Below are 26,230 nucleotides of genomic sequence, written 5' to 3'. Positions count from 1 at the left end.
TATTCCTTCGCGGGAGCCTCGTCGACCAAGCGCATGACCGCCTCTTCAAGGAAGACTGTCGGGTTGGTGGCCCTGTGCGGTCCCGTCACTCGGTCACCTCGACCGAGCCGCAATCCACGCATTCCATCTCAGGATCCCGGCCAGCCCCTAAACGGTCAGTAGCCCTTCCACTTCGGGCACCTCTGGCGCAAGAGAGACAGAACCGGCCTGGGCGCGAACTAGGGGGCACTCCGCCGCCGGCAGCACGCGCCGCGTCCTCTGCGCCGTTGTCTCCTCGCTACTGAGGGCCTCTTCTCACCGTCTCCTTTACTCACCTCCCACAGCACCGCAGGTGGTTCCGCCTCCTTGTCGCCCAGACTTTCCAGGACCTCGCGCATGCGGCGACACAGGTGCCGATCCCGAGGTCGGCCTCTAACTCATCAAGTGGGCCCCGCCCACTCCAGTTGCGCTGGCTCACAACATCGGGTGCTCCCCTGCTCGACGGGTTCGCGTCCCTCGGCCTCCTCGGCTCCGCCGGGCACGCCGCCGGCCCTCGAGCCGGCACGTTGAAGGGAGCTAAGTAGAAGGCTGATCCATTAAAATTCGCCCCCAGTGGATTGGGGAAGGTGCCCCCAGTATGCCTGGGGACTTTACCGGGAACTTTGTCCTGCGATCTGCCGATCCGGCCTAAGCGAGCCATTCTGTGGCGGCGAAATTGGGGACTCTGCCGGGGGCAGGCCGCCCGCGGCTTTGCCCGCTGTATCTTCGATGGATCGCGAGCGCGCCGCCGGAACAATGGGGACTCTACCGGGTGATGCCCTTTCCTGCGGTCTGCGCCACCGTTTGTGCAATGCGATCCTCATCAGCGGATCGGGGACTCTGCCGGGGTCACGCTTCGGAAAGGGTTTCCCCACCTTTGAACGCATACTGACTTGGGGCCGCGCCTAACCACTGGATCAGAAGGTGGGGACTCTGCCGGGGCGCCCTGCCCGCCGTAGCGTCGGATCGATAGCTCGAACAATCAGCAGAGTTGGCGGCGGGGACTTTGCCGGGGTTTGCCTCGTAAAATCCGCGCCCCCTCCCCCGACGCCCTGGAGGACGACGACAATGACCAGCGGCGTTTTCGGAAGTGGGGACTTTACCGGGGAGGGGCGCTGCTGCGGACCCACAGCATGCCAGAATTCTGCTGACAGTCGTTGGAAGCAAGCGTAACGCCAGACCCGAGCCCCAGACGCCAAGCCATTGTTTCTATTGGGCGCAGTGGTGGAGAGAGCCGAACCTAACAACAGGCTGTTAAGGTGGGGACTTTACCGGGATCCCTAAGTTGCGACCTTCAGGTCGCGGTCAGGCAAAGCCCTTCCGCCAGAAAACCAAGGTGGGGACTCTACTGGGGCCTTCACGCCGAAGTTCGGCCTTTAGGCTGCGCCCGATGGAGATCACGCTCCTGAACTTTTCTGTGCCGCTCAGGCAAGGCGCCTGGAGTTTGGGGCAACCGCTTAGGTCCGTGCCCCATCAGGGCGAACTCTGCACCGGCCCTACCGCTCGACGCTGAGGGAGCCTAGGCGCGCCGGGAAGACCGTCCGTCCAACCAAAACAGAAGGAGGCCGTGCGCTTGCCCGAGTCGCAAGTCTCGGAAGCTGTGGACTGCCCCGTGAAGCGCGAAGCCATCCACCTAGCGGGTGGGGACTGTACCGGGCAGTTTGGGGACTCTGGCGGGGAGCACCTATGAAGAGTCAACGAGTCGCAGGAACTATCCCGGGGGGAACAGCGGGACAAACTAGTAATAGATTCTCTAATAGCCTTCCTAGTAGCTGCCCCCGGTAAAGTCCCCAGAGACAAACGAGAGCTTCCGGACGAAAAGAAGGGTGCATAGGGAGACACGTTGTGATGGGGACGGTGCACCAGATCATCGAGACCCGCGGACGGCGGGGCGCGCTCTCGATGGACATCGACCGTCGTGTGGTCGACGCGGCAGCCGACTTCATGGCGGACGAGGAAGGCGGCATCGGCTTCCTATTTTCTGGCTGGGCACAGGCCGCCCTCCCCCACAAACGGCTTCCCGACGACGCTCCTTGGCAGGTCCAGACTGAGCGGGTGATGCTTCTCGTGCAGCCCGGACGCCGCGCAGTGCGCGACAGTGCACCGATCCCGATTGGTGTGCCTTATGGCTCCCGGGCGCGGCTCATCATGCTCTATCTCCAAACAGAGGCCATCAGGACCAACTCACGCGAGGTCGAGCTTGGGAAATCCCTACGCAGCTGGCTTGGCAAGATGGACATTGCCTGGGGTGGAAAGACCGTAAAAGATGTTCGAGAGCAGGCTGAGCGCATCAGCCACTGCAGCCTCTCTTTCCAGATCAACCAGGGCGGACGCGGCGCCCTCTTAAATCAGCACATCGTCGACACGGCATTGTTCCTGGACTCAGATGACGGAGCTCAGGGAAGCCTGTTCCTCGAAAGGGCGAAGCTGTCCGAAAGCTTCTTTGAGCAGCTGAAGCGACATCCCGTTCCCCTCCAAGAGGCGGCGATCAGACGGCTGAACGCAAGCTCTATGGCCTTGGACATCTACTGCTGGCTGGCTTATCGCCTCCACGTGCTCGAGAAGCCCTGCCCTATCACTTGGGTTGCGTTGAAGGCCCAGTTTGGAACCGGGTTCAACCGGTTGGACCACTTCCGCGCTACGTTTCAGCAGAACCTGGAACTAGCAATGGCTGTCTATCCAGAGGCCAAGGTGCTCTCATCACCGGCGGGTCTCACACTCCATCCCTCGCGGCCGGCGGTGCCGCCGAAACTGGTAGCCGTAAAGTAACTCACATCGGACTACTCGGGGCCGGAGTAAGAAGTGCAGCAGATCGGGGCGGCATCTGTTCATCTCCTGGTCGGCTAGCCGCTAAGTTAGCGTCTTCAGAACCCGAGACTTCCCGAAATGCCGTGCTCGGACCTCTCGGAAATCATCGCAAATGGCCATGGCTCATGGCCATCTGAAGCTCACGCTCCGCGGTCCTGAGACGTAGTGACAGCCTCTGCGGGTTACATTTGACGGAGAGGCGGAAAACAACCCTAGCCGCCGTTGTTCCCAGAGCGATATCTAACTGCTATCTTTTCGCGACCTATTAGCTATCTAGTAGCTACAGGACTGCAATCGTCCAGGCATGAACACCTCCTTTGATAGCTGTCGGAGGTACAAGCCGAGCTCTTAAAGGCGGGTCTCGGCTCTACTACGCTCGGCTCTTGTAGTGCCGCAACGGGCACATTGAGGAGTCCTCGAGAACCCTCCCTGCCCAATCTCGCCAGGCAGAAGCATACAAGCCCCTCCCCGCTTCTCCATGTGGAGCTGCGAGTGAGTTTAGCCGGCCCATAAACAGCTACGCTCCTGAACTGTTCCAGCAACCGAGCGCACACGAGCAACCGCCATGTCGATCGAACGAGAGCAGCACGGAAGGCCCGCAGAGATCTCGCCTCCGCGCCACCGGCAGAAACAGGACGCCTTCCTTAATCCTTTAACGCGCCTTCCTCAGCAAATAGCACGAGAGATGCTCCCACTTGGATGCCGAAGTTCCAGCCCACGGCCAGCAAGTTGCACTTAGAGAGCTATACGACTGCGAACCGGTAGCTAGCCGGTAGCTTCTGACGTGCCGTCAGATACGGCTTAGAAGCTGGGAGAGGCCGCCACGGCTCGGGGTCCCCCAGCAAGCCTCCATTCTATGATTAGCTATCAAGTAGCCTTCGGATAGCCTTCAAGTACCACGCGGCAACTGCGGAGCATCCAGTCTGTGCATCACGGGGCGCCCCTCTCGCCGTCGAAAGCACACCAGCTAAACAACAGCCACGAGCAAGGTTTGCGACACTAGCTAGGACAAGCGACGGCATCTGCTCGATCCAGCTTTTCGAAACCAAGTGGCTACTAGAGGGCTACTTGAAACTTCTCTTCGCATTGCACTGGCCTCGTTTCTTGCCAGGGGCGGCACCAAAGGATTCGCAGCACGAAACCCGAAGCATTCTCACAACTCTGGCGCTGTGATCAGGACGCCATCTTAGGGTTGGATGGTGAGGTAAGATGCACTGATTTGGTTCAAGGTGGCGCAAGCCCGCCCTCCAAAAGCCACTTCACGGCTGTGTCCGACAAGTCCAAGCCCGACCGCCCACTAGTGCTCAGATCGGGGTGCATGGGCCTCGCGAGCCCACGCCAGGTAGCTGCCGGCTAGCCACTAGAGAGCTAATAGGAAGTGTCTGGCTAGCCGAGTGGAATCCCTTACGAGGCGCTGGATACTCATTGTCGAAGCGTGGAAAGTACGCCAGGCCCTACTAGCCACAAACGAGCAACCTCGTTGCACCCAGGCACCCCAGACTACACTGTCAGAGCTACCAGCATCCCGGACTGCTGCGCATGTATCGAGATGGCGAGCTAATTTGGATGTCCACACCTGACAGAGACACACTGCCCCCTCCCCGGACCGATATCTATCCAGGAGCTACTAAGTAGCTACTGGAAAGCGTCCCAGAGGATAGCAGGGCGCTACCTGTTGACAGTCAGGTGCCTATCCGACCACTAACTGGTGGCTATCAGAAACCAACCGGAGAGTACTTTTACTCTTCTAAGGGATGGCGGAGTAGATCCGACGGGAACACCTCGTCCCGACGGAGACACACTTTAGCCTCCCCGCACCACCCGAGCACAAAAAGATACTTGGTAGCTACTCGGAAGCGTCCCAGAAGGTGACAGGGCGCTACCAGTTGACATTCCGCTGCCTCTCTGGCGACCTTCCGCTAGCATTCAGCACCCGCCATGCAGCTGCTGCAACTCTGCCATGGAATGGCTGAGTGAGATGTGAAGGGGACAACTATGCCGACGATCTGCATGGCCAGCAGCAAGGGGGGGTGCGGGAAGTCCACGAGCTCTGTAGTGCTGGCGACACAGCTCGCGCAGCGCGGCGCGAAGGTGACGCTGATTGACGCCGACCCTAACCGCCCGCTGAGCGCCTGGGCCGAGAGATCGGGTCGCCCAGAAAGCCTGACCGTGCTTTCTGAAGTGACCGAGGCGACAATTATCGACGAGATCGAGAAGGCGGCCCAGACTACGCCATTCGTCATTGTTGACCTCGAGGGCACGGCGAGCATGACGGTCGCCTATGCCATCAGCCGCGCGGATCTCGTCGTTGTTCCGGTCCAGGGAAGCCAGTTGGACGCGGCGGAGGCAGCGAAGGCGATCCGCCTCATCCGACAGCAGGAAAAAGCATTCGGGCGGGCCATTTCGTATTCTGTGCTGTTCACGCGCACGTCGGCCGCCATCCGCCCGAGAACGCTGCAGCATATCCGTGCAGAATTGGAGGGGGCAGGGATCCCGATTTTCAAAACCCAAATGCATGAGAGAGAGGCCTTCCGCGCCATATTTTCCTTCGGCGGGACGCTCGAGCAACTGAATGCTACGCAAGTCGGTGGCCTTGAGGCAGCGCTCAAGAACGCTCGCGAGCTCGCGGCAGAGGTAGTTGCGCTCTTAAGGAAGCCGGCCGTTAAGGAGGCTGCAGCATGAACGGCGAGCGCGCCAAGCTGTTTGGTGGCGATGATGACCTCGACCTGAGCGGATTCACGCCGAAACCGCCAGCCCGCCCAGAAGAGGTGAGGGGGGTTGCGGAGGGCGCCGGCTTCCGAAGCCGGGAGCCTTTAGCTGCTCAGAACAAACTGCCTCCTGTTAGTGATCCCGCCAGACGGGAGCAGCGAAGGTATCGCACTGGCCGTAACGTGCAGCTTAACCTGAAGGTTCGGCAAGAGGATCTCGATGCTTTTTACAAATTGGCTGACGATAGCGGTGATGTTCTTGGGCTAGTGTTTGCTGATGCGGTGGCCGCCCTACAGCGTGAGCGAGCGGGACAGAAATAGGATTCCACCTTTGTAGCTGGTAGCTGGTAGCTAGCTGATAGCAGCTCAGAACTGCGTCGATCCGACCTGCTTCCCATCGCCTTACGCAGCAAGCAGGGGCGGGGACGCACACGTAGCTTACTGAGCCAAAAGCACCGAGCTCCAGGAGCAGCTTAGGGGCCGGAGAGATCGGCCGCTCGTTGCCTGGACCGGCCAAGCATTAGCCGGTCCCCTACGACCAAAATTGCTGATCTCGTGGTAGTCGAACCTGGTCATCGACCACTGTGATCCTATGCGGAGGGGAACCGCTCGAGCGCCAGAAAACGACGTTTGGGTCGTCTTCAGCTGCACCCGGAGCAAAGCTCGGGACGACAATGGCAGCCGTTCCCTCGGCCATCAGTTGACGTGCCAATGCCCAGCTCGGCGGCTCCTGGCCTTGAACGCTAAATCCTCCCACGTACCGGCGAGATCCGTAGAGGCCACCGTCCGAGCGGACCGGACCTGGGCATCAATCAGGTCAACGACGTTAACGAAGTCCACCTCGTAGGCGCAGATGGTCAGGAACTGCGCCTTGAATGTTATACCCTGCTGCGCCTCTCGGCAGGCGGTCTCCATACGGCAAGAAGTGTAGAGAGCTGGAGAACCAACAGGATTGAAGCGCCCACCGAAGCGGACAGCGCCATCGCCAGAGGTCGGAGCGAAAGCCCAGTGGGGATTGTGAGCCCAATAGACAATCCGCCGCAGCCTCACGCGTAACCGCCGACCGCGATCCGATCGAGGTAGCGCCTCACTGCATCCGCTCGGCCTTCCTTGACGAGGGCTCCAGCCTTCTGATCGCCGAAGGAGGGAAGGGGCTGCGAGCGGTACCAGGCAAACGCGAACTGCGGCGTCCCGACCCAAGGACGAACCCGGTTCAGGATCTCAATCATCTCGCAAAGTCGAGACTGTGTCACTTGGAAGCGAGCCCGGGTGGCCTTCGAGACGGCCTCGCGAGACAGACGGATCTGTCAGCTCTCGCGCCAGAGAAGGGCGGATTGGCGAACTGGGGTAGGCGTGGATAGGCTTCAGACAGGGTGAGGGTCGGCCGGGAGCCTGAGATGGAGTGCGTGGACTGCGGCTCGGCCAAGGTGATGGAGCAGCGGGCCCGTACAGCCCAGGGTCACCGACGCTTCCGGTGTCGCAGTTGCGGGCGAGGGTTCAACGAGCGCAGTCCGAGGACGCTGGTGCTACTTGTATCGGGCAATCGACCGGAACGGTGACCTCGACGACACCATGCTGAGCGAGCACCGCGACATGGCGGCCGCGAAGACGTTCTTCCGCTTAGCCAAGTCCCCACAGGTATCATCCCCGACCAAGTCACCACGGACGGGCATGGCTCCTACCCGCGGGCGATCCGCTCATCGCTGGGCAAGCGGGTCACACACCGCAACAGCGCCTTCAAGGATAATCGGCTTGAGCAGGATCACCGGGGCATCAAAGGCCGGATACGATGCATGCGTGGGTTCAAGAGCTTCACCTCAGCTGACCGGTTCTGCCGCAGTGACGACGAACTTCGCAACCACCTCCACCCTCGCTACCGGCACGACCAGCATATCCCCGCCAACCGCCGCCGCACGCTTCATCTCCGTCGCGCGGCAACCGCGCTTGCCATTCTAGCGGCAGGGTAGGCCGGCAGCGTCAGCCGGCTTGCGATAGCAGCTTTGGCGCGAGAGCTGACAGAACCCGCTAGCCCCGCGCCCACCGATCCCGGCATTTTCGAGGCGCCCCCCGGGTCGCGGCGAGCATACGGATCATCCATGATAGCCGCGCACGCGCGCCAGAAGGGGAGCTTCGCTTGAGCACAGGGTTGATCGCGCTCTTGGACGACATCGCCGGGCTGGCCAAGGTCGCGGCGGCGTCGCTGGACGACGTGGTCGCGCAGTCGGCCAAGGCCGGCGCTAAGGCGGCTGGCGTGGTGATCGACGACGCCGCGGTGACACCGCGCTACGTGGTGGGCTTCGCCGCAGCGCGCGAGATACCGATCGTGGCGAGGATCGCCTGGGGATCGCTCAAGAACAAGTTGCTATTCCTGCTCCCCGGCGCACTGCTGCTAAGCCTGTTTGCGCCCTGGGCAATTACGCCGCTTCTAATGCTGGGCGGCGCCTATCTCTGCTACGAGGGCGCCGAGAAGGTGTGGCACGCGGTGGCGCCGCACGGGGCAGGCCAGCACGAGGCCAAGGTGCTGGCACCGCCCGAGAACCCCCAGGCGCTGGAAGACGCCAAGGTGCGCGCCGCCATCGGTACCGACTTCATCCTTTCGGCCGAGATCATGGCGATCACGCTCGGCACCCTGCCCGACGTGCCGCTTTGGGAACAGGCGGTGGTTCTGGCGATCGTGGGGATCGGCATCACTGTGGGCGTTTACGGGGTGGTGGCGCTGATCGTGAAGGCGGACGACGCGGGGCTGGCGATGGCGGCCGGCGAGCGCCCGATCTCGGCGATCTTCCGTCGGCGGATCGGTCAGCCTAGCGGCGCCGACGTCGCGGTTCGGCCGGTGACACAGGCGATCGGGCGCGCACTGGTGATTGGGATGCCCTGGTTCCTCAAGGTACTTGCGGTCGTGGGCACGGCTGCGATGGTGTGGGTAGGCGGTGGCATCATCGTGCACGGCCTGGCTGGCTACGGCTTGCCGGGAGTGGAGCACGCGATCCACGCCACCGCCGTCGCGGTGGCGGACGCGGCGCCAGCGGCGGCGGGTGCCGTGGAATGGCTGGCAACGGCGGCAGGTTCGGGCGTGGTGGGATTGCTGGTCGGCGCGGTGCTGATCCCCGTCGTGCAGTTTGTGGTGTCGCCGCTGATCGGCCTGTTCCGGCGAGCGCCGAAGGGACAAGGAGCGCCGGGCGCCTGACAGGGGACGCTGCCGGCAGGGTCCGGGTTGGCCTGGGCATGGGCCCGTCCGGGGCGGACCTGCACTTCCGAAGCCGCCCCGCGTCAGACCGGACGCCAGAGGCGGAACGCTGCACTCGACCGCATTTCAGCCATCTGATTGGGTAATAAGGCACGATAATCATCTATTATCGTGCCGACGTTGGACTGCGGGGCGGATTGCCATGAGAGGGGCTCTCCTGGCACTCTGATCCTGGCCGGAACGGCGAGGGCGGCCGCGCTGAACCGGACGGCCGAAGAGGGCAGGGGGTGTGGGGGGATGACCGGGACAGGAACGCCGGGCCCAGTAAATGCGGAGCTTTCGCCGCGTCGGCCCCAGAGGTCCTGGCGTTGACGCCGCCTGACGAAACTGGCCGGGCACCGCTGCCCACTGCCGTGCGGCGGCTTGTCCAGCAGACACTCCCACCCGAGGCGCTGGCCATGCTCTCCGGCCCGGTCGGCGAAGCGGTGGCGCAGGCGGCCGGCTACGCGGGCCGGGCGCTCTCGGACAACACCAAGCGCGCCTATGAGAGCGACTGGCGTGCCTTCTGCGCCTGGTGCGAGGCGGGCGGCATCGCCCCCCTCCCGGCCGCTCCCGTTGTGGTCGCCGGCCACCTCGCGAGCCTGGCCAAGACGCTGGGCCGCAGCGGGCTACGCCGGCGCCTCGCCGCCATCGCCCACCAGCACCGTCAGGCCGGCCACCCCTGGGAGACCCGGCACCCGGCGATCGCAGCGACGATGCGCGGCATCCTCGCGACTCACGGCAAGGCGTCCCGCCCTGCCGCCGCCCTCACTTCAGTCGAGGTGAAGCGGCTGCTCGCGGCCTGCGGCACCGACACGGCCGGCACCCGCGATCGCGCGCTGCTGCTGCTGGGCTTCGCGGGCGCGCTGCGGCGCTCCGAGCTGGTCGCGATCGACCGAGAGCACCTGCGCTTCACGACCGAGGGGATGACCGTGTTCATCCCGCGTTCCAAGCGCGACCGGGAAGGGGAGGGGGCCACGATTGGCATCCCTCGAGGCCTGAACCCGCTCTCCTGCCCGGTGCGGGCCATGGAGGAGTGGCTCCGGCAGACGCGCACGGAGTGGGGGCCGGTGTTCCGTCGCCTCAGCGCTGGGGGCGCACTGGAAGACCGGCTGAGCCCGCAGGGGGTGTGGAAGATCCTGCGCCGTCGGGCGGAGATGGCTCGACTCACGGTGGATGAGACCGAGCGCCTCTCGCCCCACGGACTGAGGGCCGGGTTCATCACCGAGGCCTACCTCAAGGGTGCCCTCGACGAGCAGGTCATGCATCACGCGCGGCAGCGGAGCATTGCCACCACCCAGGGCTATCGCCGGCGGGCCAAGATCACCCAGGACAGCCCGGCACGGCTGCTCGACCTGTGAGGGGCGGCCGGCAGCCCGGGCGGGCCCTCGTTAGAGGGCGCGCTGGTCAGCGGTTCAGGACGCGGCGTCCGTCCTCATATGCGGCCTCGGCACCCGCAAAGCCCTGCGGCGCGCGCGAGACCAGCGTCGACCCGCGCCAGATCGACCAGCGCCAGTTGTTCCGGCCCGCGCCCTCCTTGCTGACCTGGATCTCCAGCGTATCCAGAGGGTCCTTCGTGGGGGCGGCCGGTTTGAACAGCATCGTGGCTTCCTAGAAGCGCATGAGCGCGATGCCAAGCGATGAGAGCGCCACCGTCGCGCCGGAGCCGAGAGACCCCGCGTCGCCCCTCTGGCAGCCCACACCGATGCCGGTGGACTGGCTGTGGAACGTCGTGACTGCCGGCGGGCCCTCGGAACGCGTGGAGGCGTTCCGCCAGGCCGCGGCCGGCTCAGGCGTGATCCCCTGGGCTCTGGACCTTGCCTCGCTGGAGGAGGAGTTCCTGCTGCCCATGGCCGGACCCCAGGACGGGGTGCGCGCCATCAGCCTCTCCGGCGCCAAGATCCTCGCCCGGAGGCTGCGGGACGCCGCGGCCGCCAACCACCAAGCGGCGCTGGCCCGGCTGACCACCGACCGGCGCTGTCCCTTTGACCTGCACCGGCTCCTGCCAGTGCCGCCCTCCGTCCTCGCTCTCGGACCGGAGGAGGCCGTGAGTCGGAACTGGCTCCAAAGCCACTGGGGCGTGACCCGTCCGCTCCGGCACGTCGAGGCGCTGCCGAGCACGCTGGACGGGCGGAAGAGAAAGATGGGGCAGCTGCGGGTCGGGTTCTGGTCGGCCGACTGGTCGCCCTGGGCCGCCATCCTGCGCCTCCGCCGCGCCTGGCCCGACCTCTCCGTGGAGCTGCAGCCGCACTATCCCGGCTCGGCACGGGGCGAGACGCTGGAGCAGGACAGCCGGGTACCCGCACGGGAGGCGGCCGGGCGAAAAGGTGGAGTGCGAGTCGGGGCGCGCCGCCGTGGCTGAGCTCCCGGCCACCGCGGAGGCTGAGGTCTGGGAAGGGAAGGGGAGGGCGGCGCAGTCCCAGCTGACCCATGCCACGCCGCGGCTGAGCGTGGAGGGCTTCGAGGGCCCGCTCGACTTCCTGCTGGAGATGGTGCGGCGCCAGCGGGTCGACCTCGGGCGGCTCTCGATCCTGAGCCTGACCGATCAACTGGTCGCCGCCATCGAGGACGGGGGAGGGCGGATCCCGCTGGAGCGTCGCGGCGACTGGCTGGTCATGGCGAGCCAACTCCTGCTGCTCAAGGCGCAGCTCCTGGCGCCCACGAGCCCGGAGGAGGCTGCGGACGCGAGGGTGGCCGCTGCACGCCGGCTCGAGCTCCTGGACGAGCTCGCCCGCATGCGGGCCGGGGCAGACTGGCTGGCAGCGCGGCCACAGCTCGGGCGGGCGGTGTTCGGCAGGGGCGAAGGCACGCCACCCCAGGCCCGGCCGCAGGCGGAGCTGTATGTGGCCTTCCTGGAGGCGACACTTGCCATGCTGGAGGGGAAGGAAGGGAGGGGGGCCGAACCGGCGTTGATCTACCGGCCCAGTCCGCCTGACCTCTGGCGCATCCCGGATGCGCTCCGGCGAATCGCCGAGCTACTCGAGCAGCACCCGACCGGATTGGCGCTGGAGCGCTGCATGCCTCAGATCCCTGCGCATGCCGCTGACCGTGCAGCCCGTCTAAGGACGGCGTATGCGAGCACCCTCGTCGCCGGGCTCGAACTCGCGCGAGATGGTGCAGCGACGCTCGAGCAGGTGAAGCCGTTTGGACCGGTCACAGTCAGGCTTGCGAGTGTCGGCATGTGATCGATGAGCAGCGGTGGCGTTTGGGGCCGAAACTTCGAATCCCTTTGCCTGCAGCGGTCGACGGAGAGAGTGGCCACCGTGATAGTCGAAAGCTGACGATCCCGTTTTCTATGAGCTACGGTTTCCGACTTCCGGAACTGATGAACGAAGATCCGCCTCAAGAAAGTAGCGTCCAGACGCGTAACCAAGGTCCGAAGTTCGCTCCCTGAGCTTTGCGCATTTACCTCTTTTTACCCTAATTTGACGATCCCCGCTGTTAAACAAAGCATTGCCAAGCGAGGAGAGCATCAATGGGTTATCACCCGCTACCGATCACGCATGTCGGCCTTACCGTTACCGACATCGCCGCAGCGACGAAGTGGTACCAGGACGTTTTCTCCTGCAGGCATATCATTGGACCACTGCACATTAAACATGACGGATCGCATATTGGCGAGGCGTTCAAGGGCATATTCGGGGACCGATTTGAGGAGTGCTTTGTCTGCCACTTGGCGACGGCGAACGGAGTCGGAATAGAGCTCTTCCAGTTCGTCACGCCACATTCGGAGCCGGCGGACAACAATTTCGACTATTGGAAAACGGGTGTCTTCCACTTCTGCTTGGTTGATCCGGATATTGAAATTCTCGCCAAGCGCATTGCTGATCATGGCGGTAAGCAGCGCTCCGCGATTTGGACGCTCTTCGAGGGGGAGCCGTTCCAGGCGGTCTATTGCCAGGACCCGTGGGGCAATCTGATCGAGATCTACAGTCACTCGACGGAGCTGATGTACGCCAATCGGGGACGGTAGGGCCGATCGGACCTGGGGGTGAGTCTCGGCCCGCCGGATCGAAAGATTGCGGGCTGCGGGCCTCCGGTACGACAGAGCCAAGCTGACTGACAGCAGCACTGCGCTCCGGCGTGATACGGCCGAAGATGTTCGGTCCGCCCAACGACCCCGAACCCAGGCTGCGGCGAATCTAGGTAAAGGGCAGTTACTTCACCAGCACCTTCGAGGCGAACAGGATCAGCAGCGACGCGGAGGAGCACACGGCCGCCGCGCCTCTCCCAGTTTCCGGGCTCTCCGCCGATGGCTACCGGTGGCGCTCTTCGGCAGCGTATGCCTTGCGCCCATCCTGCTGCAAAACCTCTAACTCCACGTCTGCTTCGCGGCGTGAACAGCAAGATTGAGGATGCTTATCCTCGCGTTGATCCTGCTTCACCTGGGAGCGGCACTGTCCCACGCTCTGGAGTGTTCAGCGATGTTTTCGCGGCTGCGGCACCTATCGCGACGCGTGCCCCTCAATGGGCGGCAACAGACGCGCGCCCGCCTACCGCCGTTCCTACGCAGTGCATCAGGTCTTCCTGACATTCCAGAACAGGGGAAACCCGCGAAGGAGCCCTTCGAGGTTGGACCGGTAGGCCGCGACTTGGAGGAACTGCCCAGCCGGGACATAGGGCACGTCCCGGAAGGCCTGGGCCTGCAGCCTCCGCGCGAGACCCTGCTGCGCGGCGAGGTCCCCGGCGGAGTACCATTCGCCGACTAGCGCTTCGATCTGCGGCAGGTTCGGCCAGCCCGCCATGGCCTGAAGGCCGTTCCCTCGCAGCGGCGTGCTGAGTGCGGGATTGGCGGTGTCGATCCCTGTGAGGGCCGTCATGTAGCAGCTCCAGCCGCCCTTCTCGACCGGCTCCCTACTGGAGCGCCGAGTGGTCAGCGTTCCCCAGTCGGAGAGGAGATACTCGACGTTCAGGCCACATTTGCGGAGGAGATCCGCCGCTACCTCGCTCAGGCCGAGGATGAAGGTCGGCTCGGTGGACCCGAGCAGCACCACCTTCTCGCCCTTGTATCCTGCGGCCTCGAGCTCCCGCTTAACCCGGGCGTAGTCGCGCGGTCCCTGGAGCACGCCGAGTCCCTCGTCGTTCGCCATGGGCGAGCCCGGGGTGAAGAAGCCAACCGGCGCGTGCCACATCGCCCTGTCGTCACCGGCGACGGCCTGCATGAAGTCCGCCTGGTCGAAGGCACCCAAGATCGCGCGGCGGATGGCCGGGTTGTTGAAGGGCGGGTGCAGGTGATTCAGCCGCATCAAGCACATCATGCCCGCCTGCTCCTGCACCGCCACCTTCACGCCACGCATGCGCCTGAGAAGCGGGACCATGTCGTTCGCGGCAAACTCCAGCCAGTCATGCTCACCTGCCTGCAGGGCCGCCGCCGCCGTGGAGGCATCGGGGATCGTGGTCCATTCCACCCGGTCCACATGCACGACCTTCGGCCCCGCCGTGCCATCCGCCGTGCCCGAGGAGCGCGGCACGTAGTCCGCAAACCGCTCGTAGACGACGCGCGCGCCGGAGACACGCTCCCCGGGAAGGAAGCGGAACGGGCCCGATCCGACCATCTCCGTCACCTGCGTGAACGGGTCTGTCCTGGCGAGGCGCTCCGGCATCATCACCGGCAGCAGCGGCGGCAGCTTGCCCAGCGCCTCCGGCAGCAGCGGGAAGGGACGCTTCAGGCGAAACCGGATTGTCCGGTCGTCCGGGGCCGAGAGCTCGTCCGTTATGGCCAGCAACGCCTGACCGAAGGGGTCGCGCGCACCCCAGCGGCGGATGCTCGCCACGCAGTCCCGCGCTAGAACGCGCTCGCCGTCGTGCCATTTTAGTCCATCGCGCAGCGTCAGGCGCCAAAGGAGACCATCCCCCTCCGTGATCTGGCCTTCCACCATCTGCGGTGCCACACGATAGCTGCTGTCCTGGCCGTAAAGCATGTCGAAGACCATGTAGCCATGGTTCCGGGTCGCGTAGGCCAGGCTGAAGATCGGGTCGAGGAAGCTGAGATCCGTCTGCGGGATGAACCGCAAGACCTTGCTCTGCTGGGCGGTGGTAAGAGACGGCGCGGCGAGAAGGGCGCCGCCGCTTGCCAGGAATGCTCTGCGCTTCATGAAATGTGTCTTTCCGTTGGAGGTATGGAGCTCAGGCCTCAGCCTTCGGCCTGCGCCGGCGCGGCGCGGGACGTGAGCCAGCCCCCATCGACGACGAGGACCTGCCCCGTGATGAAGGACGCGTCCTCCGAGGCCAGGAAGGCCACGGTGGAGGCGATCTCCTTCGGCTTTCCTGCGCGCCGGAGCGGCGTCGGGAGGGTCATGTTGGCGACGTAGCGCGGGTCCTTCAGGTAGTTCGCCGTCATCCGCGTCTCGATGACACCCGGCGCGATGGCGTTGACGCGGATGCCCTCCGGCCCGAGATCGCAGGCCAGCTGGCGCGTGAGCTGGGCGACTCCCGCCTTCGCGACAGCATAGGCCGCGGTGCCGGGGTAGCCCACCAGTCCGAAGATGGAGGATATGTTGACGATGCTCCCGCCCGGCCGGGCCAGATGCGGCAGGCAGTCCCGCGTCACGCGCAGCACAGCCTTCAGATTTGTGTCCACGAAACGGTCGATGAGGTCGTCGTCCGATTCGGCCAAGGCCTTGCTGCCGCCGATGCCAGCATTGTTCACCAGGATGTCGATGTGGCCGAAGGCCTGGAGCGCCGCCTTAGCAAGCCTGCTCCCCGCACTCTTCTCGGCTAGGTCGAGCTCGAGCGCGACACCGCCGATCTCGCGCGCCACCGCGTCGACATCCGGCGAGCGATCGGCCACCAGGACCTTAGCCCCTTCCTGCGCGAGCCGTGCTGCCGTTGCCGCGCCAATGCCGCTGGCCGAGCCGGTGACGATCGCCACTTGACCGGCAAAACGAGGTTCCTGAAGCACCGAAGCGATCCTTTCGAGAGGGGCGGGCCGGTCACTGCTCCGCCTATTGCCGCGCCACTGTGGATTGTGCCGACGCGCGGGCTCGGAACTCCTGCTGACCCTCGTCCAGCGTGAAGAACTCGGCGCCCATGGTGCCTAGCGCGTCGATCGGCTTCTCCGGCATCAGCATCCGATTCCTGCACCCGATGACGTAGGGGTGGAAGGTGAAGACGAGCATTCCCCACTCTGTGGTGCGGCGTATGTACTCGAAGTCGGTAATCCAGTTCTCCAGCACCGCATCCGTGTTCGCCAGCCCCAGCATCACCGTGCCGCCGATGCGGAAGAACTCGAAATGTGGGTGGTCGTGCAGCGACCGGCTGTTGGGAATCTCGACCACGTCCGTCGTCTCGCCGAAGACCAGCGACGCGTCCGCCGACACCTTGTTCCCGCGCCCCGCGAAGTACGGCCGGCAATCATGCCCCTTAATGCTGCTGTCATAGCGGCAGCCGTGCTCCAGGGCGAGGTCGAGTGAGCGGTCGCTGATATCCCAGGAGGGAGATCGGTGACCAACCGGCCCCTTGCCGGTGAGGGGCGGATGCTCTCCACCGCGCGCGCGAACTCCTCCGCCTCCCGGTCCGCCGGCAGGTCAGCGGGCGGCACGTGGCTTCAGCCGTGGTGGCTGATCGCATGCCCGCCGGCGATCACGCGCTCGCAGGCCGCCGGGTAGGTCTCAATCAACACCCCCGGGACGTACCAGCTCGACTTGATGCTGCGGCTGGCCAGCAGGTTCAGGATGCGCCCGGCGCCGACCACACCGAACTCCCCGCGGGAGATGGAGGTCGGCGTTAGCATCCCGAGCGAGGCGAAGCCGGACCAAGTATCGAAGTCGACCGACAGGCAGGCGATGTGACGGGGCATGACGTCTCCGGCTCCCGGTCTGCAACGCAGGGATGATGGCGCAGGTGCCTGGCAGAGGTCTACCGCCCATCGAGGGGTTCAAGCTCCCGCTCATATGGATCCGAAATCCCCGATGGCGCGCTCCAGATATCTCGCATGAAGCTTTCGGGCCGATCCATTGGCCATCCATTCCGGCAAGTGGCCCCGGAGAAGTCAGCGGCACCCGAAGTTTTCACCGCATTTAACCAGTACCAGTGACGACCGGGCGCTATGTCCAACATCGAAGATGACGGTGTCAGGGAGGAGAGCCTATGCAGGACAGGACTGACAATCTCATACGGTCCAGATCGGCGGAGCAACCTCCTCGCTCCCTGCAAACCAGCGCGATGCTCGTCAACGGTCAGGAGCGGCTCTTCGAGGGTGATCCCCGGGTCACTCTCCTCGACTTCCTTCGGGAGCACCTCGATCTAACTGGGACGAAGAAGGGCTGCGACCAGGGCCAGTGCGGCGCCTGCACCGTTCTCGTGAACGGGATCCGGATTAACTCATGCCTGAGCCTCGCGATTATGCATGTGGGAGACGAGGTCACCACGATCGAAGGAATTGGAAGCGGCGGTAAGCTGCATCCGCTGCAACAGCAACTAATTGAGCACGACGGCTTCCAGTGCGGCTACTGCACGCCAGGGCAGATCTGCTCGATTCTGGGTGCGCTGGACGAGGTGCGCCGCGGCGTGCCCAGCCACGCGACGACGAATCTGGAAGCGCCTACAAGCCCGACCCCACTCGAGATGCGGGAGCGCATGAGTGGCAATATTTGCCGATGCGGCGCCTATTCGAGCATTCAGGCCGCCATCGCCGGCTTCCTCGGAGAGACGTCATGAGGGCCTTCACCTACCAGCGCGCGAGGACGGTCGAAGAGGCGATGGGGGCGATGGCTGGCACACCCGGCGCCAAGTTCATCGCGGGGGGCACCAACTTGCTCGACCTGATGAAGCTGGAGATCGAGGCCCCTTCCCGACTCATCGACATCCGCGACCTCGACCTCGCGCGTATCGAGGAAACGGCCGAGGGCGGCCTCCGTATCGGGGCGCTGGTAAGCAATACAGATCTCGCGGCGGATGCACGCGTCAGGCGCCACTACGGCGTGATCAGCCGCGCTATCGTGTCCGGCGCAACCGGACAGCTGCGCAACAAGGCCAGCACCGCCGGAAACCTGCTCCAGCGAAATCGCTGCCCTTATTTTTACGACACGGACCAGGCGTGCAACAAGCGCGTACCCGGCTCGGGTTGTTCGGCCATCGACGGGGTATCACGCGGGTTGGCGGTGATCGGCACCAGCCCGTCCTGCATCGCCACCTACCCTGGAGACATGGTGGTTGCGCTGCGCCTGCTCGACGCCTCGGTCGAGATCATTGGCGCGGCGGGCCGGAAGCGAATCTTGCCGATCGCCGCCTTCTACCGCCTCCCCGGCGAAACGCCGGAAATCGAGACAGAACTAGCCCCCGGCGAGCTGATCACGGCCGTGATCCTGCCCCCGCCGATCGGTGGCACCCACATCTACCGCAAGGTCCGCGATCGCGCCTCCTACGCCTTCGCGCTCGTCTCGGTCGCCGCGGTGCTGCAGGAGGACGGGACGGGCCGTGTCGCCTTTGGCGGCGTCGCGCCGATGCCGTGGCGGGTTGAGGAGGCGGAGGAAGCCCTCACGGACGGGGCGGAGGCGGTGGTCTCCATCGCCTTCGCCGGCGCGACACCCACGGAGCAGAACGCGTTCAAGATCCCTCTTGCCGCGCGCGCGCTCGCCTCCGTCATCGCTCAAGCGAAGGGAACGATCGATGCGATTTGAAAAGCCAGCCCTCCGCAATCCTATCGACAACGGCACCGTTGTCGGGAAACCGGTGCACCGCATCGACGGGCCGTTGAAGGTGGGCGGCAAGGCCCGCTACGCCTTCGAACGGAATGATGCCGTCACCGATCCGGCCTACGGGTATATTCTTGGCGCCGGCATTGCCAAGGGATCTGTACGGGCCATCGACACCGCCGCCGCGCTCGCCGCGCCGGGCGTCCTCGCTGTTGTCACGACGCTGGACCACGCCCCGCTCCCGCATGGCGAAATGTGCGCCGCCAGCCTGTTCGGCGGCGACAGGATCCAGCACTACCATCAGGCCGTCGCCGTGGTCGTGGCGGAGAGCTTCGAGCAGGCACGCGCGGCCTCGCGGCTGCTGAAGGTCGACTATGGACGAGAGGAAGGACGCTTCGTCCTCGTGGCCGAGGCGGCGAAGGCGGCACCCGCTCCGGACAAGGAGAACGGCGGCCCGGACGCGCCCGACGTCGACCGTGTCGGCGATTTCGAGGCCGTATTCCGGCAGGCCCCTATTACGCTCGATCAGACCTACACGACTCCCTACGAGAGCCACGCTCAGATGGAGCCCCACGCCACGGTGGCGGCGTGGGAAGGCGACCGCCTGACGGTCTGGACGGCAAACCAGATGGTGAACTGGGCGATGCGCGACCTTCCGAAGGCGCTCTCCATCGAGCCGGACAGGCTGCACGTGATGTCGCCCTACGTCGGCGGCGGGTTCGGGGCCAAGCTCTTCATCCGGAGCGACGTGGTGCTGGCTGCACTGGCGTCGAAGGCGGCTGGCCGGCCCGTGAAGCTCGCCCTCCAGCGCGCCCTGATCTTCAACAACGGCACGCACCGTTCGGCCACGATTCAGAGGGTGCGGCTAGCGGCTCTCGCCGACGGAACGCTGACCGGGATCTCCCACCGCGGTCTGAGCGGCAACTTGCCCCTCGGCGGCGCCGAGATGGCGACATCGCAGACGAAGATCCTGTATGCCGCGCCGAACCGCGAGATCGGCATGAGGTTGGCCACCATGGACCTGCCCGAGAGCAACTTCATGCGTGCGCCCGGCGAGGCGCCCGGCCTGATGGCGTTCGAAATGGCCATGGACGAGATGGCCGAGAAGCTCGGCATGGACCCGGTGGAGTTCCGTGTCCTGAACGACACCCAGGTCGATCCGCACGCGCCGAGCCGCCCCTTCTCAGAGCGCCATCTCGTCGAGTGTCTGCGGACGGGCGCGGCGCGCTTCGGGTGGTCGGCACGGAATTCATGGCCGGGCCAGGACCGCCGGGGTCGTTGGCTCGTCGGCATGGGCGTGGCAGCGGGCATCCGCAACGCGCTCGCCATGAAGTCCGGCGCACGGGTCCGGCTTGAGGCGTCGGGCGGCCTCACCGTCGAGACGGATATGACGGATATCGGGACGGGCACCTACACAATCGTGGCGCAGACTGCGGCGGAGATGCTCGGCCTCTCCACCGCGGAGGTTGAGGTCCGGCTTGGCGATTCCAGCTTCCCGCGGGCCGCAGGCTCGGGCGGCCAGTGGGGCGCTGCCAACGCGACCTCCGGCGTTTACGCCGCCAGCATCGCGCTGCGGAACGCGATCGCGGATCGCCTGGACCTCCCGCGAGACCGCTGTGAGTTCGTCGGGGGCAGCGTGAGGTCCGGGAATGCGGTGGTGCCCCTGCAGCAGGCCGCCGCGAAAGGAATCCTAACCGGCGAGGACTCCATCGAGTTCGGCGATCTCGACAAGCAGTACCAGCAATCGACCTTCGCCGCCCAGTTCGCCGAAGTGGGGGTGGACGCCTTCACCGGCGAGGTCCGACTCCGCCGCATGCTCGCAGTCTGCGATGCCGGCCGCATCATCAACCCGATCACCGCGCGCAGCCAAGTGATCGGCGGTATGACGATGGGCCTTGGCGCGGCGCTGATCGAGGAGCTGGCGGTCGATCCCGGGCGCGGCTTCTTCGTCAACCACGACATGGCCGGCTACGAGGTTCCCGTCCATGCCGACATCCCGCATCTCGACGTCATCCTCCTCGATCACCCGGATGCGGCCGCTTCCCCGATGAAGGCGAAGGGAATCGGCGAGCTAGGGCTCTGTGGTGCGGCGGCGGCGGTCGCCAACGCGGTCTACAACGCGACCGGAGTGCGGGTGCGCGACTACCCCATCACCCTTGACAAGCACCTGCACGAACTGCCGGCGCTAACGTCTCTCTGAGCAGCGTCCGTCTAGCGCGCCCCTTTCGCGGTGCCGAAGCCGAAGCCGATGTAGGCGATAGGCACCGCGAGGTAGGCGGCTATGCTGAGGTAGGGTGAGACGAGGTTCAGCAGGAAGGCGCCCAGGTAGATCGCCGGTCCAAGGGCGAAGTGTCGTTTGAAATCCGCGTATAGCGGCTCGTCCATCCCCGCCTCGAAGAGCCGCCTGTCCCAAGCCCAACGCAAGATGACGTTGAACAGGGCTGCCTGCCCAAGCGCCGTCGCTGCATAGAGGCCTGCCGCGACCTGTAGCCCGCTCGCCGGGCCGTTGAGATGCGTCGCCAGCAGCTTCGCGGCAACGGGCAGCACGGCGATGAACAGCAGCAGGCCCAGATTGAGCACGAGCATGCCCTGGTCGACCTCCCGGACGAAGCGCCAGAGATTGTGGTGCACGATCCACATCTGGCCGACCACGAGGAAGCTCATCACGAAGGCTAGGCCGGGTGGCCAAGCCGCCGCGAGGACGCCGGCGAGGTCGCTCGCCTGAGCCCCGCCTGCCCCAAGCAGTTCATAGGCCATGAGCGTGACGCTGATCGCGATCACTGCGTCGCTGAACGCCTCAGCGCGGTGATAGCCGTTCTCCGGTCCTCGTCTCATCCCGCGTCCGCTCTGCCCAGGTCGAAAGTGTAGCGTGCCGATGGACCGGAGACGCCGCAACAGAAAGACATTTACCCCATTTTACCACTGACGGACCTTACCGAAGGCTATGGACGTCGCGCACTCGCTCCGGCTGATCCCCGGCCCATCAGGAGACGACCTATGGCACTTTCGCCCGGTTCCAACCACAGCACCCCGTCCCGCTCCGACACCGGCGAGGTGGAGGTAACCTCTTCCCGCGATCGTGGCCCGCTCGGGCTTCGGCTGCAGGGCGTGCAGCACTTCGGCGTCACCGTCCAGAACATGAACCGCGCCTTCGAGTTCTACACGGAGGTTCTCGGCGGGACGGAGGTGATGCGCGACGGTGACTTCCAGGGAGAGGCGATCCACAACACGCTGCTGACCGACGAGGAGATCCTGGCCGCTGAACAGGGCATCGTTCCCGCGACGATCGGCGTTCCGGACCTTGCCGGCGGGTCGCAGCGCCTCGACGTCCGCTTCGTGCAATTCGACAACGTTGTCATTGAGCTTCTGCAGTATCGAAACGCCGACCAGCCGGAGGGCGACGGCCGGAGCTTCGCCGAGCCCCGTGACCACATGAGCCCGGCCTATCCCCGGTCGATGCACATCTGCTTTTACATCCGAGATGACGTGGATTTCGACAAATTCATCGCGGATCTGGAGGCGGAGAGCGCGCGCCGCGGCATGACCCAGGTCCGGGCAAACCGGGCGGTCACAGTTCGCACCGAGGACGCGCGCCGTGGAGCCCCGATAAGCGCCAACACGAATAAGATCCGCCAGGGTAAGTCTAATGGCTGGTCTCTTATCTACTGCAAGGGGCCGGAGGGCGAGCAGCTGGAGTTCGTGCAGGCGCTCGATCCGGTGAAGGGGACTTTTCTGGAGGCGAGGCAGCGTCATCTCGCCAAAATGGGGCAGTGATGCCGGGGGAGGCCGGCCCGTGCTGACCACCGTTACCTCGCTCATCTCCCGAGGCGGCCGTGAGGCCGCCATCATCCGTGATTTTGAGAGCGCCTTCGCGGAGGCGGGCCGGGACTCCCATCATCTGGCAACGCTCCTGCTCCAGCAGGGCGACGGCCTCAGCTTTCTGGTCTCGCAGTTCACGGGTGAAGGCGACCTGAGGAAGTGGGAAGCCTCGGAAGCTCATCAGCGTATGGTCTCGTCGTTCGAGCGCGACTCCCTACGCGAGCTCTGCATCATCAGCGACCCAATCGTCCGCATCACCGTTCCCAGCGACGCATCTGGGCCGAAGTGGAAGGTGCTGGCCTCGACCTGGGTACTGACCTACCCACTACTGCTGGCCCTGAGTGCTGTCCTCGACCAGGTAGCGCCGGCGCTGCCCTGGGCGGCCCGGCTTGCTCTGACTTCCGGGGCCGTGTCGATTGCGTTGTTATGGATAATCTCGCCGCTCACGCGCGGCATGACGCGTGCGTGGCGCCTGCGCAATCAGCAGATGCGGGTGGACGTGGTCCACTATCCCAGCCGTCCTGACCCCCACGGAGCGGCTGGCGCGGCCACGCCGTCGCGCTAGCCGAAATGAGCTCTTCTTCTCGCTCTCAGCTTCAGTCCTCAGCGGGTAGAACCTTCAAGCGGAGGACCTCGACGTTGCCCTGTGCAAGGTCCTTCAGCTTTGCGAACCACTCCTTGACGTAAGGCTTCTCGTTGTGGGCCATGAAGTCCTCCTCCGTTGCGAAAATCTCGTAAAAGACGAAGTGGCCGGGATAATCGCGATCCTCCTGGAGAAAGTAGACTAGATTTTTCGGGTCCAGGCGGACCTGCTCGATCAGCGGCAGGGTTTCGGCGCGTAGCGCTTCCTCCTTGCCCGGCTTCGCCCGGATCTGCGCCACAGCACAGAATGCTCCCGCCGACACCGCGCCATAGAGGGCGCCTACCGCATTCGGGGTCTCCGCCTCTTGCATCGTTGGCTTCATCGACTTCCTTCTCCGCTGGTTTGCGACGAGCGCTCCCTGTTGCAGGATGCGATGCCCGACGGGAGTTAAAGTTTTCGTCACTGCCTCGGCTTCGCCATTCACCGCATTTTACCCGGAGGCGATCTCTTTCCCTTTTGGCTCTGATTTCGGCGCTTCCGCCCGCTCTAGCAGACGTCTTGCCTCGACGAGGTCATGCGTCGCGAAGCCTTCGCTGAAGCGGCGGTAGATCGGCGAAAGCACGGCCGTGGCGTCGACGTGTCGCCCGTCGTCGATAGCCTGGGCCGCGATGTCGTTCGCAACTCGAAGGCCGTAGGCGGCCGCGCCCATGCGGCGCGCCTCACCAAGCGCGTGCCGCAGCAGCGCGTCGGCACGCCCGCCTTGCCCCGTTCTGCGTAGAACCATCGCCTGGATACGCAGCAACTCGGGCCGGCACCAGCGCTGGTCGTGCCGCCCTTGATACCGGAGCGCGTCACTGATCGCGGCCGCGGCCTCGTCCAGCCGATGCTGCCGGACAAGCGCCTCGGCGAGGACGCTGAGCGACATGCCGGTCAGCATGCAGTTTCCGGAGGAGGCCAATCCCGCGATGGCCTGCCGCAAGGCCACGACCGAACCGGGCTCCTCCCTCATCTCGGCCAGGGCCGCCGCGTAGAACCGTTCCACCGGGACCCAGATTCCGAGATGCTCGGTTTCGAGGTTCGCCCGCAACTGGGCCGTGTAGCGCTCGAGCCCGGACGCGTCCCGGCGGCAGAGCGCTACCGGCAGTGCCGCGAGGCCAAGCGCGTTGGACTGCGACACGAGGTGGTTCAGCGTGCCGGCCAGCTCCACTGCGTCCCTCGCTGTGGCCGCCGCACGGTCCGGCTGCCCCGTCAACCAAGCCACCATGGGCAGGTCGCAGCGAATTCCGAGATAGCGGTCGGCGCGAAAGCCTGCCATCCACGGGCGGCGGTCGGGCCGCGGGTGCGCTGCCGCTAAGCGGTCGAGGATCATCCGGCTTCGGCGCAGGTCGCCGGAGTAGCTCCTGGCCAGGGCCAGGGCGCGCTCGCCCTCGGGCGCGGCCGAGCGGTCGCCCGTGGCCCTAGACAGCGCCCTGAACTCTTCAAGGCAGGCAAGCGCCGGCCCGATTTGCCCGGTCTGGACGAGGTAAAGCGCCAGCGCCGCGAGGGCCCGCAGATGTTGCCCGGTTTGCCCGGCGCGCTCCGCCGCCGCCACGGCCGCGCGCCAAGCCTCCTCGACCTCTGCGACCGGCCTCGCGTCGTACACCAAGACCCAGGCATGAAAGTCGGCGAGCTTGGCCAGCGCCACGTCGTTGCACGGCGCCGTCCGGGCGTAGCGGAGCGCGGCCCCGGTCCACCGGCGGCCCTCGGCCATGGCCGACAGCTCGAACCAGAGGGGCAGCGCCGCTGCGGTGAGGCGGACGCCGAGCCCGGGGTCGTTCCCGTCGCAGAATGCCCAAGTTAGAGCGACCCGCAGGTCGGGCAGCCGCTCGCGGTAGCGCGGCAGCCATTCGCGGCTCTCGCGCCAGTCCCACTCGCCCTCGGATCGGTCGAACAGGGCGAGCACCCGCTGCGCGTGGAAGCGTTGGATGCGGCGGTCCAGTGGATCCCCCCGGCGCCGCTCGCCCGCGTAGAGACGCGTGCTATCAAACATCCGGAAGCCGAGGCATGCGCCCTCCATCCCGGCTGTGAGCAGCGACTTGGCGAGAAGGCTGCCCAGGCACCCCACCACGGCCGCGACGCCCAGCCCAGCAGCCGTAGCAACAGCGACGGCATCCTCCTGGTCGAATCGGTCCGGAAAGACCGAGATCACGCGGAACAGGATCGCCTCGTTCGCTGACAGCAGGCCGTAGCTCCAGTCGATGGTGGCCTGCAGCGTCCGATGGCGGGAGGGTACCGCGCCTTCGGTGCTCCGGAGCGCGGTTAGCCGCAGGTCGAGTTTGGCGCGAAGCCTGTGCGGACCCTGGATGCCCAGCTCGGCAGCAGCGAGCTCGATCGCCAGCGGAAGCCCGTCGAGCGCCCGGCATATTCGCGCGAGAGAGCTGCAATCCCCGTCTGCCAGCCTGTAGCCCGTCAGTTCCGCCGAACGACGGACCAACATCTCAATAGCGGGGAAGCGCATCGCCTGCTCCGCGTTGAGCGCCCGGTCGTCGACCGCATATTGAAGCGGCTCGACCGGGAAGATCGTTTCCAGTGCTGCCCCCAGCGGAAACCGGCTGGTCGCCAGAAGCCGGGACTCACCACCGGCGGCGAGGAACTTGCCGGTGAGGATGGCGGCCGCAGGTTGCAGGTGCTCACAGTTGTCGAGCAGCACCAAGGTGCGGTTTGCGCGCAGATGGCCGACGACCGCCGCAAGGGGGTCCGCCGGGTTTCCAGGCAACCCCAATGCCTGAAGCAGCGACGCGGGAAGGGATGTCGGATCGTCGACCGGCGAAAGGTCCACAAAGCAGACCCCTGCCGGAAAGGACGGACCGATCGCCTGGGCCACCTCGATCGCCAGCGCCGTTTTGCCGACGCCTCCGGCCCCGACGACCGTCACCTCACGCTCCTTCTCAAGCAGTTTGATGAGTGCGGAAATCTCCTGCGCCCGGCCGATGATCCCGCGCGGCGGAGGCAGTACGACGGGAGAGGGCGGCGGAGCTGCAAGCCGGTCAAGTTCGGGTGCCGTGCTGGCCGTCACCGGCGCAACGAAGCGATATCCGCGCCGGGGCACGGTGGCGACGAAGCGCGGCGCGTCGTCATCGTCCCCGAGCGCCCGCCGCAGGCTCGCGATGTTCACCTTAAGGTTGCTTTCGTGGACGTAGATCTTCGGCCAGGCGGCCGCGATCAGCTCCTCACGGGTGACCACCTCGCCGTGGCGTTCGACCATCACTCGCAGCAGCTCGAACGCCCTTCCGCCGAGGCGCACGGGCCGGCCGTCGGCGAGGAGCAGCTGGCGTCGCGGCAGGAGCAGGAACGGACCGAAGGAGAAGGCATCACTCTCGCCCGTCCGGCCAGGGGAGGCGCTCACGACGCACCGCCCGATCCCGGCCGGGGTAGCGGCAGCCCGGACGTCTCG

23 protein-coding genes and 2 pseudogenes are annotated in these 26,230 nt (G+C 65.4%); 14 read left to right on the top strand and 11 right to left on the bottom strand.

The features are described from left to right. The first annotated feature begins 1,866 nt into the window (after positions 1–1,866). The 3 genes from ACVBD7_RS24520 (at position 1,867) to ACVBD7_RS24510 (ending at position 5,855) form a co-directional block, all read left to right on the top strand. On the top strand, positions 1,867–2,787 hold the full coding sequence (locus ACVBD7_RS24520; RefSeq protein ID WP_458098375.1) for a replication protein RepA: 921 nt from the start codon (positions 1,867–1,869) through the stop codon (positions 2,785–2,787). A 2,034-nt stretch (positions 2,788–4,821) separates the two neighbouring features. Then, positions 4,822–5,508 (top strand): AAA family ATPase, encoded by a 687-nt coding sequence (locus tag ACVBD7_RS24515; protein WP_458098108.1) that lies wholly within the window; start codon positions 4,822–4,824, stop codon positions 5,506–5,508. Next, entirely contained in the window at positions 5,505–5,855 is a 351-nt protein-coding gene (locus tag ACVBD7_RS24510; protein WP_458098107.1) for a hypothetical protein, read from the top strand. Before ACVBD7_RS24515 ends, ACVBD7_RS24510 begins: the two co-directional genes overlap by 4 nt. 211 nt (positions 5,856–6,066) lie before the next feature. Here the strand turns inward: ACVBD7_RS24510 and ACVBD7_RS24505 are convergent, their stop codons facing one another. From ACVBD7_RS24505 to ACVBD7_RS24495, 3 genes and pseudogenes are all read right to left on the bottom strand, one after another. Beyond that, positions 6,067–6,231, bottom strand: a complete 165-nt coding sequence (locus tag ACVBD7_RS24505) for a hypothetical protein (protein WP_458098106.1) — start codon at positions 6,229–6,231, stop codon at positions 6,067–6,069. After that, positions 6,231–6,584 carry an RES family NAD+ phosphorylase gene (locus ACVBD7_RS24500; RefSeq protein ID WP_458098105.1) on the bottom strand — a complete coding sequence of 118 codons (354 nt, stop codon included), beginning with the start codon at positions 6,582–6,584 and terminating at the stop codon, positions 6,231–6,233. Before ACVBD7_RS24500 ends, ACVBD7_RS24505 begins: the two co-directional genes overlap by 1 nt. Next, a pseudogene (locus ACVBD7_RS24495) lies at positions 6,581–6,832 on the bottom strand (antitoxin Xre/MbcA/ParS toxin-binding domain-containing protein); the annotation flags it as partial. The gene ACVBD7_RS24500 and the pseudogene ACVBD7_RS24495, both read right to left, overlap by 4 nt. A gap of 211 nt (positions 6,833–7,043) precedes the next feature. Between ACVBD7_RS24495 and ACVBD7_RS24490 the strand changes: the two are divergent. The 3 genes and pseudogenes from ACVBD7_RS24490 to ACVBD7_RS24480 all read left to right on the top strand — a co-directional run. Further along, positions 7,044–7,391: pseudogene (locus ACVBD7_RS24490) on the top strand (DDE-type integrase/transposase/recombinase); the annotation flags it as partial. A 277-nt stretch (positions 7,392–7,668) separates the two neighbouring features. Beyond that, the gene (locus ACVBD7_RS24485; RefSeq protein WP_458098104.1) at positions 7,669–8,721 is read left to right on the top strand and encodes a DUF808 domain-containing protein; all 1,053 of its coding nucleotides are present in this window, start codon (positions 7,669–7,671) and stop codon (positions 8,719–8,721) included. Between the two features lie 368 nt (positions 8,722–9,089). Then, complete coding sequence (locus ACVBD7_RS24480; RefSeq protein WP_458098103.1) at positions 9,090–10,121, top strand: tyrosine-type recombinase/integrase; 1,032 nt, start codon at positions 9,090–9,092, stop codon at positions 10,119–10,121. Between the two features lie 46 nt (positions 10,122–10,167). On the opposite strand, the gene ACVBD7_RS24475 is transcribed toward ACVBD7_RS24480, so the two are convergent. Continuing rightward, on the bottom strand, positions 10,168–10,362 hold the full coding sequence (locus tag ACVBD7_RS24475; protein ID WP_458097907.1) for a hypothetical protein: 195 nt from the start codon (positions 10,360–10,362) through the stop codon (positions 10,168–10,170). Between the two features lie 19 nt (positions 10,363–10,381). Between ACVBD7_RS24475 and ACVBD7_RS24470 the strand changes: the two genes are divergently transcribed. The 3 genes from ACVBD7_RS24470 (at position 10,382) to ACVBD7_RS24460 (ending at position 12,733) form a co-directional block, all read left to right on the top strand. Beyond that, positions 10,382–11,122 (top strand): hypothetical protein, encoded by a 741-nt coding sequence (locus ACVBD7_RS24470; protein ID WP_458098102.1) that lies wholly within the window; start codon positions 10,382–10,384, stop codon positions 11,120–11,122. Next, the gene (locus ACVBD7_RS24465; RefSeq protein ID WP_458098101.1) at positions 11,115–11,945 is read left to right on the top strand and encodes a segregation and condensation protein A; all 831 of its coding nucleotides are present in this window, start codon (positions 11,115–11,117) and stop codon (positions 11,943–11,945) included. Before ACVBD7_RS24470 ends, ACVBD7_RS24465 begins: the two co-directional genes overlap by 8 nt. 290 nt (positions 11,946–12,235) lie before the next feature. After that, positions 12,236–12,733 (top strand): VOC family protein, encoded by a 498-nt coding sequence (locus tag ACVBD7_RS24460; protein WP_458098100.1) that lies wholly within the window; start codon positions 12,236–12,238, stop codon positions 12,731–12,733. Between the two features lie 544 nt (positions 12,734–13,277). On the opposite strand, the gene ACVBD7_RS24455 is transcribed toward ACVBD7_RS24460, so the two are convergent. The 4 genes from ACVBD7_RS24455 to ACVBD7_RS24440 all read right to left on the bottom strand — a co-directional run bounded on the left by ACVBD7_RS24455 (position 13,278) and on the right by ACVBD7_RS24440 (position 16,558). Further along, positions 13,278–14,855 carry an ABC transporter substrate-binding protein gene (locus ACVBD7_RS24455; RefSeq protein WP_458098099.1) on the bottom strand — a complete coding sequence of 526 codons (1,578 nt, stop codon included), beginning with the start codon at positions 14,853–14,855 and terminating at the stop codon, positions 13,278–13,280. Positions 14,856–14,893: 38 nt separating this feature from the next. Further along, positions 14,894–15,661 (bottom strand): SDR family NAD(P)-dependent oxidoreductase, encoded by a 768-nt coding sequence (locus ACVBD7_RS24450; RefSeq protein WP_458098098.1) that lies wholly within the window; start codon positions 15,659–15,661, stop codon positions 14,894–14,896. Between the two features lie 43 nt (positions 15,662–15,704). Then, on the bottom strand, positions 15,705–16,079 hold the full coding sequence (locus tag ACVBD7_RS24445; RefSeq protein ID WP_458098097.1) for a hypothetical protein: 375 nt from the start codon (positions 16,077–16,079) through the stop codon (positions 15,705–15,707). A gap of 227 nt (positions 16,080–16,306) precedes the next feature. Continuing rightward, on the bottom strand, positions 16,307–16,558 hold the full coding sequence (locus tag ACVBD7_RS24440; protein WP_458098096.1) for a hypothetical protein: 252 nt from the start codon (positions 16,556–16,558) through the stop codon (positions 16,307–16,309). Between the two features lie 365 nt (positions 16,559–16,923). On the opposite strand from ACVBD7_RS24440, the gene ACVBD7_RS24435 reads away from it, so the two are divergent. From ACVBD7_RS24435 to paoC, 3 genes are read left to right on the top strand one after another with little or no spacing between them, the layout of a single operon-like run. Beyond that, positions 16,924–17,418 (top strand): 2Fe-2S iron-sulfur cluster-binding protein, encoded by a 495-nt coding sequence (locus ACVBD7_RS24435; RefSeq protein WP_458098095.1) that lies wholly within the window; start codon positions 16,924–16,926, stop codon positions 17,416–17,418. Then, entirely contained in the window at positions 17,415–18,380 is a 966-nt protein-coding gene (locus ACVBD7_RS24430) for an FAD binding domain-containing protein (RefSeq protein ID WP_458098094.1), read from the top strand. The genes ACVBD7_RS24435 and ACVBD7_RS24430 overlap by 4 nt, the downstream gene beginning before the upstream one ends. Next, positions 18,370–20,595, top strand: coding sequence for an aldehyde oxidoreductase molybdenum-binding subunit PaoC (gene paoC, locus ACVBD7_RS24425; RefSeq protein WP_458098093.1), 2,226 nt, complete (start codon positions 18,370–18,372; stop codon positions 20,593–20,595). The genes ACVBD7_RS24430 and paoC overlap by 11 nt, the downstream gene beginning before the upstream one ends. Positions 20,596–20,606: 11 nt before the next feature. Here paoC and ACVBD7_RS24420 read toward each other — a convergent pair whose 3' ends face one another. Continuing rightward, positions 20,607–21,230: a TMEM175 family protein gene (locus tag ACVBD7_RS24420; RefSeq protein ID WP_458098092.1), complete on the bottom strand. Its 624-nt coding sequence runs from the start codon at positions 21,228–21,230 to the stop codon at positions 20,607–20,609. A gap of 162 nt (positions 21,231–21,392) precedes the next feature. Here ACVBD7_RS24420 and ACVBD7_RS24415 point away from each other — a divergent pair, with 162 nt between their 5' ends. Then, positions 21,393–22,169: a VOC family protein gene (locus ACVBD7_RS24415; RefSeq protein ID WP_458098091.1), complete on the top strand. Its 777-nt coding sequence runs from the start codon at positions 21,393–21,395 to the stop codon at positions 22,167–22,169. Between the two features lie 19 nt (positions 22,170–22,188). After that, the gene (locus ACVBD7_RS24410) at positions 22,189–22,779 is read left to right on the top strand and encodes a hypothetical protein (RefSeq protein WP_458098090.1); all 591 of its coding nucleotides are present in this window, start codon (positions 22,189–22,191) and stop codon (positions 22,777–22,779) included. Between the two features lie 31 nt (positions 22,780–22,810). Here ACVBD7_RS24410 and ACVBD7_RS24405 read toward each other — a convergent pair whose 3' ends face one another. Together ACVBD7_RS24405 and ACVBD7_RS24400 are read right to left on the bottom strand one after the other, a co-directional pair. Then, positions 22,811–23,167, bottom strand: coding sequence for a putative quinol monooxygenase (locus ACVBD7_RS24405; RefSeq protein ID WP_458098374.1), 357 nt, complete (start codon positions 23,165–23,167; stop codon positions 22,811–22,813). 120 nt (positions 23,168–23,287) lie between these two features. After that, positions 23,288–26,182: an ATP-binding protein gene (locus ACVBD7_RS24400; protein WP_458098089.1), complete on the bottom strand. Its 2,895-nt coding sequence runs from the start codon at positions 26,180–26,182 to the stop codon at positions 23,288–23,290. Positions 26,183–26,230 lie beyond the last annotated feature (48 nt).

The sequence above is a fragment of the Roseomonas sp. WA12 genome (genome assembly GCF_054165765.1).
Note: the sequence above shows the minus strand (reverse complement) of the source record. Positions and strands in the feature narration are given on the sequence as shown.